Source organism: Pseudomonas sp. HY7a-MNA-CIBAN-0227 (assembly GCF_040310325.1).
Lineage (GTDB): Bacteria > Pseudomonadota > Gammaproteobacteria > Pseudomonadales > Pseudomonadaceae > Aquipseudomonas.
Map to the genome: position 1 here is coordinate 25,737 of NZ_JBEOPT010000015.1, position 12,483 is coordinate 38,219.

Sequence of the window (12,483 nt, forward strand, 5' to 3'; positions counted from 1 at the left end):
GATATAGGCAATGACCCAAATCCATGCATTGCATCGTTCTACCTCTATTATACCGACTGAGCAAAGTCATCAGCGCAATCAGACCCTAAAGGTACAGGCAGTGCACAACACTCAAAACTCGCCGATGCGCAGAACGCTGGACGCCTATGGTATAGATGATAATCGGAGAAGGTTAAGCCAGCTAAATCAGGAGAAGTATCATGTATTGGTTAAAAAAGACCGCTCAGGCACCCCTGATTTAACCCACGGCGCCTATGTATCTAAACAGGGCGAAGATGACTATGGAAACTTTAACTGGTTAAATCCAAAGGGCCTGATGAAATATCAAACCAAAGATGTCGCTGTTATCACCTTTACGAATAAAGATCAGCTAACACAGCTCAGCGATACCTACTCGGAGACTCCCTTACCGGATTTTCTCATTAGGACACTCAATGCAGAAGCCTGTCTGGATACTCATCTTTATCGCCGGAATGCGAGTCTGGCTCAGTTTATCTCGCCGATCGATCACACGCAGCATGGCTATCTCATTAGCCCCAATACACCGTACTGTGATGCAAAAGTGTTAGATACCTATGTCAATGCTCCCGAGACACTCAAAAATAGCAAACATGGCATCATTTTGTGTACCTACGCGATTCATCCGGGGATACAGTCCTCGTTTCTGGAGGCGCGACATCATCAATCTGGCTCCGAAAGGCTTGAAGCAAGCCAGCAGACACCACAAAAGACGATCGATAAAAAAACACAGATTGACTCCTTGACCAGCATTTTAAGTTTAAAACAAGAACATCTTCCGCAGCTCGAAAAATTGCGGCAAGGGACATTGCAACATCTTCGAAATGTCTATGCTGTAGATGAACATGATAATACCAGAATGTTCTTTCATTTTCCCGTCGCAGAAAAAACCGCCACGCTCCACTTGCACACTTGGGTTAACAAAGGCGATCATCCGCTAAATGAGCCTAGGTCTTTCGATCTCGATACGATTATTGCGCAACTTAAGTCTGGAAAAGAGATCAGCGATCTTGTCCTTAACCGAAATGAAGGATCCTATTTTTTACCTACCTCGGATTCCATTAAGAATATTAGCGGCATTCCATTTAAAGGTGTGCACGACAATATTCTAAACCTGCCCTTGTAATCGATTATGCCCGTTCTTTTGCACGTTGCAGTACGATCAGGCAGGCCTTAGCTACTGAGCGCAGCCAACGTACCTGAAACTTGCAGTATGACAATTACAGGAGATAACTAATGATTTCAATTCAGGCATTACAGCGTTCTGCTGCGACTATGCCCGCTGACTCGGGTCACTCACGCCATCAGACCCTGGATGTACAGGCAGTACGTAACTCTCAGGTCAACCTGAAGCAACACGAAAGCTCTGCGATCCGCAGAACATTGGATGTTTATGGTATAGATGATAATCGGAAAACCCTGAGCCAGCTAAATCAAGACAAATATCATGTATTGATCAAACAAAACAAATCAGGTACCGCCGACTTGACCCATGGCGTCTATATATCCAAACAATCTGAAGACGACTATGGCAGTTTTAGATGGCTAAACCCAAAAGGTTTGCAAAAATATCAAACTAACGACCTGGCTCAGGTAACACTGACAACAACAAACCTGGCACAACTCCAGGAAACATACAAAAATACAAATGCCACCCAATTTTTGGTTGAACTGCTACGCGGTAACAGTCGAGAACCAGGCGACAAGGTATATAATGAGGTGTATAAAGAAAATCCTAATATCTTCCATTACTCTGCCCCATTGGGAACGGGTAATGGGTTTCTAATTTACCCGAATATTCCCTACATGTCGCAAACCTACACCGCTGGACAAATCACGGATTTGGCTACTAGGTCAGAAGGCATCCAGCTGACGGCCTGGGCCGTTCACCCTACAGTGCCACATGATTTAATCCAGGAAATTAATGGTGATCTTTCAATAGGAAAAACACCGACTAACCAGAAGGAAGAGCTAAATCAACATCGCGCTGAGTTAACATCAGGCGCGAAATCATTAACTTCTATATTGGATTTAGAGCAGGGTGATGTCGGGATGCTGGAAAAACTAAAGCTGGATAGCTTTCAGCATTTAGTTGATATCTACGGGGTATCTGCTGAAAAAGACAAGGTTAATTTATTTTTCCATTTCCCGGTAGCACCTTCAACTGCTACCTTGCATCTGCATATTTGGGTAAACAAAGGGGATCATCCCTTAAATGAGTCGCGCGCATTTGGCATTGACGAGGTCATTCAGCATTTAAAACAGGGTGAAAGTATCGATAAATTGATATTGTCCCGAAACGATGGGCAATTTATATTGCCAACCAAAGATATGTTACACAAGATTAAAGGCATGCCTGAAAGTAAAACGCCAATGCCTGCCGATTATAGCGAACTTAAGCTCCCTATCGGCGTTGGTGAATCAATAAGGTAAGGTCGCAGGCTCCCTTACCCACTGAAATTCAGGCGGCTAAGGATGTTCTGAAGTAGCCGGATATTTTCTGGCTATCGAGCCGCCAGCAATTTTCAAAAAAAGACGCATGTCGAAACTTGATCCAACCTCTTCATTTTTCAGCCCTCCGGGCCACAGAAAAGCGCTTCGCAGCAGCCATTTACTGCGCACGCCAACAAGTATCGGCGTGCCATCCACAGGTTCGACAGCGCGAACAACAAATGCCGCCCGTGAGTGCCCGCTTCTGACCGAAAGTAGCCCTTCACAACAGGCAGCAATCGGCCAAAAGCAATCATTCAAACGGTCTCAGCAGGAATGCTAGTTAAAATATCCACTAAGCGCCCAGGAAAACCTCCCGCCGCGATGACGCTGCCCGATAATCGAGTAACACCACTTGCCTTGGCCTCAGCGAGTGAGCTTTACAACCTGTGCTTCATTCAGGCTGCTTTACGAGTTTGGGCGACACGGCTTGGACTGATGTCCTGGCCAGCAGGTAATAGAGAACACCAGGCACCACTAACCCCACAATCCAGGAAATATCCACACCGCCGAGCTGCGCGACCATCGGCCCGGAGTAGAAGTGGCTGTCGACGAAGGGCAGTTGAATCAATACGCCGGCGGCATACACGCTGATCCCCAATACATTCCAGCGACCGTAGCGACCTTGTGGGTCGGATAATGCCTTGATGTCATAACGGCCCTTGTTGATGAAGTAGTAATCCACCAGGTTGATCGCGCTCCAGGGCGTGAAGAAGGTCAGCAGGAACAGGATGAAGTACTTGAAGGTGTTAAGGAACGAGTCCTGGCCCAACAGGGCGAAGGTGGTGGACGCCGCGACAATCACCAGCACAAACACCATGCGCTGTCTGGCGGTGATTTCAAGGCGACTCCTGAAGCCACTAAGGATGGTGGCAATGCACATAAAGCTGCCGTAGGCATTGAGGGTCGACACCGTGACCTTGCCGAAGATGATGCTCAAATACAGCAAGGAGGCCATCACGCCGGTACTGCCCAGGCCGACGATGGTGGCCACTTCATGACCGCGGAAATTCGCACCCGCCAACGCCGCAGCGAACACCCCCAACACCATGGACGCCTGGGCGCCCACGACCGTGCCAAGGCCGACGGCGGTGAAGGTCTTCCAGGACGAGGTCTTGCTCGGCAGGTAGCGTGAGTAGTCGGCTACATAGGGGCCAAAGGCGATCTGCCAGGACGCGGAGAGCGACACCGCCAGCAGGAAGGAACTCCAGCCGAAGTGGCGGTTCTCCAGCAACAGGCCGATATCGTTGAGCGTTATCAACCGGGTAAACAGATAGGCGAAGGCAATAATGCCCAGCACGCTGGCCACCTTCCCCACCAGGTGGATGACCCGGTAACCGAAGATGGTCAGAAACGCGATGCCGGCAGAGAACATCAGGATGCCGGTGCTATCGCTGACATCGATCAACTGAGCAATGGCCTGCCCCGACAGGACCGCACCGGTGGCGCTGAAGCCGAGATACATCAGGCACACCAGCACAATCGGGATCGCCGCACCATAGACGCCAAACTGCACGCGACTGGAGATCATCTGCGGCAGTCCAAGCTTGGGCCCTTGTGCGGCGTGCAAAGCAACCACCGCACCGCCAAACAGCTGGCCAATCAGCAAGCCGATAAGTGACCAGAACACATCGCCGCCCAGTACTACGGCCAGGGCGCCGGTGACGATCGCCGTGATCTGCAGGTTGGCGCCGAGCCACAGGGTGAACTGGCTGTACAGACTGCCGTGGCGCTCGGCCTCGGGAATGTAATCGATCGAACGGGTCTCGATCAGCGAACTTCGCTGCTGACTATCGCAGGCCTTGGTCATAACGGTGCTTTCCTTTAAGGGGCAGACGGGTGTTTTTGTTGTTAGAAGGTCTTGCTGGCGCTGGCCACGACGGTAGCGTTACAGGTGTCGTCGAAGCCGGTAAAGCTCAAGCACTCTTCTTTTGAGAGATCGGTGTCGATATAGCTCAGCGCCCAGTTCACGCCGACAAACTCACGGCTGAGTTTGATTTCCCAGTTGTAGTAGTTGGCGCGACTTTTGCCGTTCTCCTTGAAAAATACGTCGTCCTTATAGTCGACGTATTCATAGCGTGCTTCCAGGCCAAACTCGGAGGGCAGTACGGTGCGGTAGCCAATCAGTATCGAAGATAGGTCTTCATCTTTTTTGCCCTTGTGGAAGTTGCCTTCCTCATCTTCGTAGTCAGGGCCTTTCATGTTCTTGACGTATTTGCCGCCGAGCAGGACGCCGTACACATCAAGGAGGGTCCGGATGTCGCTCTGGTTGTATCCGCTTTCACGGGGAAATTCGTACTGAGTGTAGAAGGTGTCCAGGCTGATGTTGTCGTTGATCTGCCAGAAGTAGCCTGCGAAATAATCGATCTCCTGGCGCGCTTTCGAGCCGTAGCCAAAGTTGACATTCGAGGTCCAGATGCCAGCGTACAAACCGCTGGAGTGGCTAAGGGTTACCGCCAGTTGCGCGGCAGGGTCGCCCAGGGTTTGCGAGAGTCCGCTGACGCGATAGTCAGTGGTCAGCGCTGGCGTGATGATGAGCTCGAAGTTGTCATTGAGCTCCAGGGCCTGGGCGCTTATCAGTGGCGTCAGGGCGAGACCGGCCAGCATGAAGATGGAAAGTGCTTTCATGGGGTTTCTCTTATTGTTATGGAGTTTTGTGGGGTATTTCAGGCACAGCAGTGCCCAGCGCCGCGCAGAGAGCGGCGTCAGGCAGGTTGCTTGGCGTAAGGGGTCAGGCGTCGGGGGCGTAGACCTGCTTGCCGGCGAAGAAGGTTTTCAGGACCTTGGTTTCGTACAGATCATCGTCACTGACGTTGAACACATCCCGATCGAGGACGATCAGATCAGCCTGTTTGCCGGGCTCCAAGGAACCAATCTGCTTATCCAGACGCAGGGTTTTGGCCGCGTTGATGGTGTAGGCATAGAACATGCTCTGGCGATCAATGCTTTCCTTGGCATTCAGCACGCCCAATGGACCTTTGCGAGTGCTGGCCTGAGCAATGGCGTTCCATGGGTTGGGGCTCGACACCGGCCAGTCACTGGCGCCCGCGATGATTGCGCCCGCGTCATGCAGCGACCTGGCGGGGTATTGGTAGCCGTAGGCAAACGCGCTGATATAAGGCTTTACCAGCGCTTCGGTATAACTCTCGCTGGTGGCCCACAGCAGTTGCATGGAGGCGATGACGCCGAGCTCCTTGAAGCGCGGGAACTCTTTTGGATTGACCAGTTGCAGGTGGCTGATGCTATGGGCCATTGGCACAGGATTTAGCTTGCGCGCGTATTCAAAGCCGTTGAGTGCTTCACGTACGGCACGGTCGCCGACCGCGTGCACGTGCACGATCCAGTCGCGCTTTTCAGCCGCGACCACCAGTTCGCCAAAATGCTCCGGTTCGATCAACAACTGCCCGTTTTTATTGCTGTTCTTGTAAGGGACGATGACGGCTGCGGTCTGTCCTGGAAACTCCAGAACGCCGTCGCCAAATATCTTGATACCGGGGAACGTCAGATTGGGCACGCCCTCGAATTTTTTCACCACCTTGGCCAGGACTTCCAGGTCAGCCGGCTTGCTCTTGGAGTTGGTCAGCATCAAGGCGGCGACGTGGGCGCTGAGTTCGCCGCTCTCTGCCAGTTCACGGTAGAACGGCAGTACGCCGTAACTCTGCTCCGTTGCGGTGAAGTCGAACAGCGAGTCGGAACCGCCAGCGTTCGACGCGGCATCCATCCAGGCGGTGACGCCATAACCATTATTGACTTTCACCGCTTCGCGGGCGGCCTTCATCATGGTTGCTTTGGTTGGCGCTGGAATCTGGCTGCGTACCTGGTCCCAGACAGACTCGGCAAAATAACCGGTGGGGGTAAAGTCTTTTTCATGGCCCACATAGGCACGCTCGTTTTCTGGCAGGCCTTTGACCCTGGCAGCGTCGATTTTTACCCGCTTGAGCATGGCGTTGTTGGCCCAGCCGGTGTGACCGTCAATACCGCTCAGCACCAGCGGCTGGTCGGCCCAGCGGCCCTGGTTGAAAATCTTGCCCAGGTCACGGCTTTTATCCCAATAGGCCGAGCTGGTGCCGGCAATAACAATGACGTCCCCGGCGCGTGCGTTACCGGCTTTATCCTGTTCGATGATCCATTGCTCAAGCTCGGGCAACGGTTTTTCCTCATCCAGCAGTGTGGCCCCCAGACCGTCGAAGGCCGCCACCACCGGGTGGCTGTGGGTGTCAATCATGCCCGGCATCAAGACCTTGCCGGCAAGATCGATCCGTTGAGTTTGTGCATCAGCGAGTGCGTTGATCTGTGCATCGGTGCCAACTTCAAGAATTTTGCCGTTTTCCACCGCAACGGCTTGAACCAGGCCTTGACCGGGGACACCGGTAAAGATCTTGCCATTGGTGAGTACCAGATCGGCAGCGGCCATGGCTTGCAGCGAGGAATAGGCCAGTGCAGCAGCCAACACGCTTGGAATAAATCGTTGCATCGAAACCCCTTATTGTTTTTATTGGGCTAGCGACGAGATGAGTGAGTCCTCGCTACGCATCGCCGATTACGACTCACACGGGTATGAGCCTGTGCCGTACAACCCCTCAATATGCAAGGCACACCATATAGAGCGCAGGAGTCGTATGGACCTCTGCAAATGAGGAGGGTGAGGCAATTAGTTGGAGGCCCAGGCCGCCGCAATTAATCGCGGCGCGTAGCATCCGCAGGTGGGGTCGGCGATCGCAGGGCCGAACCGAGCTCCACCTTGCTCTTGACGCCGAGTTGCAAGTAGCAGTTGCGCAGATAGGTGCGCACTGTCGCAGGACTCAGCACAAGGATTTTGGCAATTTCCTTGTAGGAATGGCCGGCGGCGAACAGCAGGGCTACCGTTCTCTCGCGCGGTGCAAGCACCGCGCCGCGCGACTGCACTTCGAGTGACAGGATCACATGCTCTGCGTTAGGGCACAGTGTCAGTGCAGAGCGGCCCAGGCGTATCACGCAGGGCGCCTTTTGCAGTTGCGCGATCACCTCTGCGGGAAGGACTGAGCCATTCCACCCGGGCAACTCGCGCTGGATTGCTGCGCACAGCCTTGCCCCCACGTACAGCAGACTGCCGTCCATACGTGCGACACCGAAGTCTGTCACCCCGTTGTCGGTGTCGAACCGAATCATGTCTTTCACCTGGAATCGCCACAATTGCAAAAGATGGTCGCAAAAGGCCGAAAACAAATCAGCTTCGCTGTCATTGAACGCCGGTGCATGCATGCCACGATAGAGACAGACGAAGAACATCAAGCCGCTTTCGGGCAACTCGAAGGTGATGCACATCAAGTGGTAAAGATCGTGGCGCCGTGCAAACTCGTTCACCTCCTCGCAGGGGTCGGTGTACTCACTTGCGCGCACGACCTCACCTGGTTGAGTCAACGTGTCATGGGAGAAGCTGTCACTGCTCGCCACCTTGTGCCATTCGCTGGCAAACGACTCGGGCAGATCAATACGCCCATGCATCCAGCTTTTTGGGGGAATACTGGCATCTGACACAGACATCTCGCCCCACCACGCTGAAACGAAGGGCACCAGTTGGCGAAATACCTGCAGGCCGTCTGCAATGAAATGAGACCCGCCACGCTCTCGAGCGAGACGAGCAAGCTGGAGTACGCAAAGATTGAATGCTTTCAGCGTTCCCATCGACGTCCTTGCTCCGGACTCATCACCTCCCAACATCGTTCTGGTCTCAGCTGTTATATGCCCTGTTATTTTTCGACCTTGCCATAGGCAGAGCAATCGCGTCCAGCCCGAACATGATCCCACTCGTACATAGCCTTTACGTGGTTCGCACCGGGGCATGAAGGTTAACCGTCGGTCGAGAAAGATCATGACAGGGACCTCTACAAAATCTCGTGATCTAGTATCAATGCAAGTTCGGCTGGAGATCACTCCATGTCACTGGATAAAGAACGAAAATCTGAGCGCCGCAAGGAGACCCGGCTGTTCGTCTTTCTTGTCGCCTGCCTCTTTCCGTTGCTGTCAGTCGCTATCGTCGGCAGTTACGGTTTTATCATCTGGTTTTCCCAAATGCTCTACGGGCCACCCAGCTGACAGCCCTTCTCCTGAAATCTCCTGGAGCCAGCGCATGGACGAAGCCCTGCATATCGCCAGCCTGGTAGTACTTGCCCGGCCTGAATATTTTGACGCGGTTAAAGCAAACCTGCGCCTGTTGGACGGCCTGGAGTTGCATCAGGAAAGTGCTGCCGGAAAACTGGTGGTGGTACTTGAGGCCACACACGAAAACCAGATACTGCAACGCATCGAACAGATCAATAGCATGCCGGGCGTACTCAACGCCGCGTTGATCTATCACGAACTCCTCGACCCCGCAGGAGATATCGAATGAGTATGACGCGCCGCGAGTTCACCAAGGCCCAGGCCGCCGCCATTGCAGCCGCCGCTGCCGGCCTGCCGTTTTTTACCACCGCCAGTAACCTGGTGACTGAAGCGGACATGGTCACCCTGGACTGGAACAAGGCGCCGTGCCGTTTCTGCGGCACCGGTTGCAGCGTGATGGTCGCGACCAGGGATAACCTGGTGGTCGCCACCCATGGCGACGTCAAGGCAGAGGTCAATCGCGGGCTGAACTGCGTGAAGGGCTATTTTCTTTCAAAGATCATGTATGGCGTCGATCGCCTGACCCAACCGCTTTTACGCATGACGAATGGCCAGTACGACAAGCAGGGCGAATTCCAGGCGATTAGCTGGGAGAAGGCCTTCGACATTATGGAAACGAAATTCAAGGAAGCCTTGAAGAGCAAAGGCCCCGAATCGGTAGGCATGTTCGGCTCGGGGCAATGGACCGTGTGGGAAGGCTATGCCGCCAACAAGCTGATGAAGGGCGGTTTTCGCAGCAACAACATCGACCCCAACGCTCGCCACTGCATGGCCTCGGCGGCGATGGGCTTCATGCGAACCTTTGGCATGGATGAGCCGATGGGGTGCTACGACGACATCGAAGCCACCGATGCCTTCGTGCTCTGGGGCTCGAACATGGCCGAGATGCACCCGGTGCTCTGGAGCAGGGTCACCGACCGGCGCCTGAGCCAGCCTCACGTGAAAGTGGCGTTGCTGTCCACCTTCGAGCACCGCAGTTTCGAGCTGGCCGACATCCCCATGGTGTTCAAGCCGCAAACCGACCTGATGATCCTCAACTACATCGCCAATCACATCATTGAAAGCGGCGCGGTGAACCAGGACTTCATCACTAAACACACCCGGTTCGCCAAAGGCGCTGACGACATCGGCTACGGCCTGCGCCCTGACGATCCGCGGGAAATGAAGGCAAAAAATGCCGGCAAGGCCAACACCTGGACTGATATTTCCTTCGAACAATATGCCGCCTTCGTCAAGCCTTACACCCTGGAGCGAACCGCCAGGGAAACCGGAGTTCCGGCTGAACGGCTCAAGGCCCTGGCCGAGCTGTATGCCGACCCCAAGCGCAAGATCGTGTCGTTCTGGACCATGGGGTTCAACCAGCACACCCGTGGCGTCTGGGCCAACAACCTGATCTACAACATCCACCTGCTCACGGGCAAGATCAGCGAGCCGGGCAACAGCCCTTTTTCGTTGACCGGACAGCCGTCGGCCTGTGGAACGGCGCGCGAAGTCGGGACGTTCTCCCACCGGTTGCCCGCCGACATGGTCGTGACCAACCCCAAGCACCGCGCCATCGCCGAAAAAATCTGGAAGCTGCCCGCTGGCACCATTCAGGAGAAGCCTGGTTTTCACGCGGTAGAACAGAGCCGCATGCTCAAGGACGGCGTGCTCAACGTTTACTGGACCCTGGCCAGTAACAATATGCACGCTGGGGCCAACATCATGCAGGAGGTCCTGCCGGGTTGGCGCAACCCGGATAACTTCGTGATTGTCTCCGATGTCTACCCCACCGTTTCTGCTCAAGCCGCCGACCTGATCCTGCCTAGCGCCATGTGGGTGGAAAAGGAAGGCGCCTTTGGCAACGCCGAGCGGCGTACGCAATTCTGGCATCAGTTGGTGACCGCGCCGGGAGACGCCAAATCGGACCTGTGGCAATTGCTGGAGTTTTCCAAGCGTTTCACCACCGATGAAACCTGGCCCGCCGAGTTACTGGCCAAGACGCCTGAGCACAAGGGCAAGACCCTGTTCGAGGTGCTGTACAAGAATGGCCAGGTCGACCAGTTCCCGGTCGAGCAAATGGAAGCCGGATACAAAAACGATGAAGCCGAGGCCTTTGGCTTCTACCTGCAAAAAGGCTTGTTCGAAGAGTACGCCCAGTTCGGTCGCGGCCACGGTCATGACCTTGCCACATTCGATCGCTACCACAGCGAACGAGGTCTGCGCTGGCCGGTGGTCGACGGCAAGGAAACCCGCTGGCGTTACCGCGAGGGGCTGGACCCCTATGTGGAGAAAGGCAGCGAGGTGCAGTTCTACGGCTACCCCGACAAGAAGGCGATCATCTTCGCCCTCCCCTACGAGCCGCCAGCCGAAGCCCCGGATGCCGACTATCCGTTCTGGCTAAGCACCGGGCGCGTCCTCGAACACTGGCACACCGGCACCATGACCCAACGCGTCGAAGAACTGCACAAAGCGGTGCCGGACGCGCTGGTCTACATGCACCCCGAAGATGCCAAGGCATTGAAGGCACGGCGCGGCAGTGAAGTGAAATTGATCAGCCGGCGCGGTGAAATCCGTGCACGCATCGAAACTCGCGGGCGTAACAAACCCCCTCAAGGGCTGGTATTCGTGCCGTTTTTCGATGCCAACAAGTTGATCAACAAGGTCACGCTCGATGCCACCGACCCGATATCCAAGCAGACCGACTACAAAAAATGCGCGATACGAATTGAGTTGATCAGCGTGGCCTGAGGAGAACCGTCATGCCTTTTCGAATCCTGCCGTTGCTCCTGCTCGCCGCGATTGGCGTGGTGATCGCTGCAGAAATCGACTACCCCCTCGATGCGTCCGGGCCGGATGGGCGTCGACCCGGCGGCACCTTGACTCAAAGCATGCCGGCCCCGCCCATTGCCAACGATGAAAACAAGGACCTGAAGCGCGAACGCAACTACCCCGACCAGCCTCCCACCATCCCCCACAGCATTCGCGGTTATCAGATCGACAAGAACGGCAACAAATGCCTTTCCTGTCACAGCCGTGCCAACAGCGCGCGGAGCCAGGCGACGATGATCAGCATCACCCACTACATGGACCGCGACGGCCAGGCGCTGGCAGCGGTTTCACCGCGTCGGTACTTCTGTAACCAATGCCATGTGACGCAAAAAGACGTGCAACCCCTGGTGGGCAACAACTTCGAGACCATCGACAAAATACTGCAGGACGATGCCAACGCTGCGCAGAAACCCTGAGGAGGCAACATGAAAGCACTGTTCGCCCTGCTTAAGGATTACTGGGGCATCTTGTGTCGTCCGAGCATCTACTACAGCCTGGGCTTTCTAACGCTTGGGGGTTTTGTTGCCGGGATTATTTTCTGGGGCGGATTCAACACCGCGCTTGAGCTGAGCAATACCGAGAAATTCTGCATCTCCTGTCATGAGATGCGGGACAACGTATTCGTCGAGTTGAAAGACACGATTCACTACACCAACCGTTCCGGCGTGCGCGCCAGTTGCCCAGACTGCCACGTCCCCCACGAATGGCCCCATAAAATTGCGCGCAAGATGCAGGCTTCGAAGGAGGTGTGGGGCAAAATTTTCGGCACCATTGATACGCGCGATAAATTTCTTACCCTGCGTCGCGAACTGGCCGAACATGAGTGGGCCAGGCTCAAGGCCAACGACTCTCGCGAGTGCCGCAACTGCCACAACTTCGACTTCATGGACTTCACCCGCCAGAGCAAGCGCGCCGCGGCCATGCACTCGACGTCTCTGGCCAGCGGTGAGGCCACCTGCATCGACTGCCACAAGGGCATCGCTCACAAGCTGCCGGATATGAGCGGAGTGAAAGGCTGGTAAC

11 protein-coding genes are annotated in these 12,483 nt (G+C 54.8%); 7 read left to right on the forward strand and 4 right to left on the reverse strand.

Features of this window, described 5'->3' with window-relative positions; translation table 11 throughout:
* The first annotated feature begins 10 nt into the window (after window positions 1-10).
* Window positions 11-1,144 carry a m7GpppX diphosphatase gene (locus AAEZ06_RS21550; RefSeq protein WP_350616106.1) on the forward strand — a complete coding sequence of 378 codons (1,134 nt, stop codon included), beginning with the start codon at window positions 11-13 and terminating at the stop codon, window positions 1,142-1,144.
* A 110-nt stretch (window positions 1,145-1,254) separates the two neighbouring features.
* Complete coding sequence (locus tag AAEZ06_RS21555) at window positions 1,255-2,451, forward strand: hypothetical protein (protein WP_350616108.1); 1,197 nt, start codon at window positions 1,255-1,257, stop codon at window positions 2,449-2,451.
* Between the two features lie 451 nt (window positions 2,452-2,902).
* Here the strand turns inward: AAEZ06_RS21555 and AAEZ06_RS21560 are convergent, their stop codons facing one another.
* From AAEZ06_RS21560 to AAEZ06_RS21575, 4 genes are all read right to left on the reverse strand, one after another.
* Window positions 2,903-4,318, reverse strand: a complete 1,416-nt coding sequence (locus AAEZ06_RS21560) for a purine-cytosine permease family protein (protein ID WP_149414546.1) — start codon at window positions 4,316-4,318, stop codon at window positions 2,903-2,905.
* A 41-nt stretch (window positions 4,319-4,359) separates the two neighbouring features.
* Window positions 4,360-5,136: a TorF family putative porin gene (locus AAEZ06_RS21565; protein WP_350616110.1), complete on the reverse strand. Its 777-nt coding sequence runs from the start codon at window positions 5,134-5,136 to the stop codon at window positions 4,360-4,362.
* A 103-nt stretch (window positions 5,137-5,239) separates the two neighbouring features.
* Window positions 5,240-6,982 (reverse strand): amidohydrolase, encoded by a 1,743-nt coding sequence (locus tag AAEZ06_RS21570; RefSeq protein WP_350616112.1) that lies wholly within the window; start codon window positions 6,980-6,982, stop codon window positions 5,240-5,242.
* Between the two features lie 203 nt (window positions 6,983-7,185).
* Window positions 7,186-8,208 (reverse strand): helix-turn-helix transcriptional regulator, encoded by a 1,023-nt coding sequence (locus tag AAEZ06_RS21575; RefSeq protein WP_350616114.1) that lies wholly within the window; start codon window positions 8,206-8,208, stop codon window positions 7,186-7,188.
* A gap of 216 nt (window positions 8,209-8,424) precedes the next feature.
* Here AAEZ06_RS21575 and napE point away from each other — a divergent pair, with 216 nt between their 5' ends.
* The 5 genes from napE to AAEZ06_RS21600 are packed head-to-tail and all read left to right on the forward strand — an operon-like array spanning window position 8,425 to window position 12,482.
* The gene (gene napE, locus AAEZ06_RS21580; protein ID WP_133103414.1) at window positions 8,425-8,583 is read left to right on the forward strand and encodes a periplasmic nitrate reductase, NapE protein; all 159 of its coding nucleotides are present in this window, start codon (window positions 8,425-8,427) and stop codon (window positions 8,581-8,583) included.
* 34 nt (window positions 8,584-8,617) lie between these two features.
* Entirely contained in the window at window positions 8,618-8,878 is a 261-nt protein-coding gene (locus tag AAEZ06_RS21585; RefSeq protein WP_133103415.1) for a chaperone NapD, read from the forward strand.
* Complete coding sequence (gene napA, locus AAEZ06_RS21590; protein WP_350616117.1) at window positions 8,875-11,379, forward strand: nitrate reductase catalytic subunit NapA; 2,505 nt, start codon at window positions 8,875-8,877, stop codon at window positions 11,377-11,379. Before AAEZ06_RS21585 ends, napA begins: the two co-directional genes overlap by 4 nt.
* A gap of 11 nt (window positions 11,380-11,390) precedes the next feature.
* The gene (locus tag AAEZ06_RS21595) at window positions 11,391-11,876 is read left to right on the forward strand and encodes a nitrate reductase cytochrome c-type subunit (protein ID WP_350616119.1); all 486 of its coding nucleotides are present in this window, start codon (window positions 11,391-11,393) and stop codon (window positions 11,874-11,876) included.
* A gap of 9 nt (window positions 11,877-11,885) precedes the next feature.
* The gene (locus tag AAEZ06_RS21600) at window positions 11,886-12,482 is read left to right on the forward strand and encodes a cytochrome c3 family protein (protein ID WP_133103418.1); all 597 of its coding nucleotides are present in this window, start codon (window positions 11,886-11,888) and stop codon (window positions 12,480-12,482) included.
* The last annotated feature ends 1 nt before the right edge of the window (window position 12,483 follow it).

Bases quoted from the DNA above. Each gene is read 5' to 3' on its own strand.
- AAEZ06_RS21550 (WP_350616106.1), top strand. From the start codon at position 11: ATGACCCAAATCCATGCATTGCATCGTTCTACCTCTATTATACCGACT.
- AAEZ06_RS21555 (WP_350616108.1), top strand. From the start codon at position 1,255: ATGATTTCAATTCAGGCATTACAGCGTTCTGCTGCGACTATGCCCGCT.
- AAEZ06_RS21560 (WP_149414546.1), bottom strand. From the start codon at position 4,318: ATGACCAAGGCCTGCGATAGTCAGCAGCGAAGTTCGCTGATCGAGACC.
- AAEZ06_RS21565 (WP_350616110.1), bottom strand. From the start codon at position 5,136: ATGAAAGCACTTTCCATCTTCATGCTGGCCGGTCTCGCCCTGACGCCA.
- AAEZ06_RS21570 (WP_350616112.1), bottom strand. From the start codon at position 6,982: ATGCAACGATTTATTCCAAGCGTGTTGGCTGCTGCACTGGCCTATTCC.
- AAEZ06_RS21575 (WP_350616114.1), bottom strand. From the start codon at position 8,208: ATGTTGGGAGGTGATGAGTCCGGAGCAAGGACGTCGATGGGAACGCTG.
- napE (WP_133103414.1), top strand. From the start codon at position 8,425: ATGTCACTGGATAAAGAACGAAAATCTGAGCGCCGCAAGGAGACCCGG.
- AAEZ06_RS21585 (WP_133103415.1), top strand. From the start codon at position 8,618: ATGGACGAAGCCCTGCATATCGCCAGCCTGGTAGTACTTGCCCGGCCT.
- napA (WP_350616117.1), top strand. From the start codon at position 8,875: ATGAGTATGACGCGCCGCGAGTTCACCAAGGCCCAGGCCGCCGCCATT.
- AAEZ06_RS21595 (WP_350616119.1), top strand. From the start codon at position 11,391: ATGCCTTTTCGAATCCTGCCGTTGCTCCTGCTCGCCGCGATTGGCGTG.
- AAEZ06_RS21600 (WP_133103418.1), top strand. From the start codon at position 11,886: ATGAAAGCACTGTTCGCCCTGCTTAAGGATTACTGGGGCATCTTGTGT.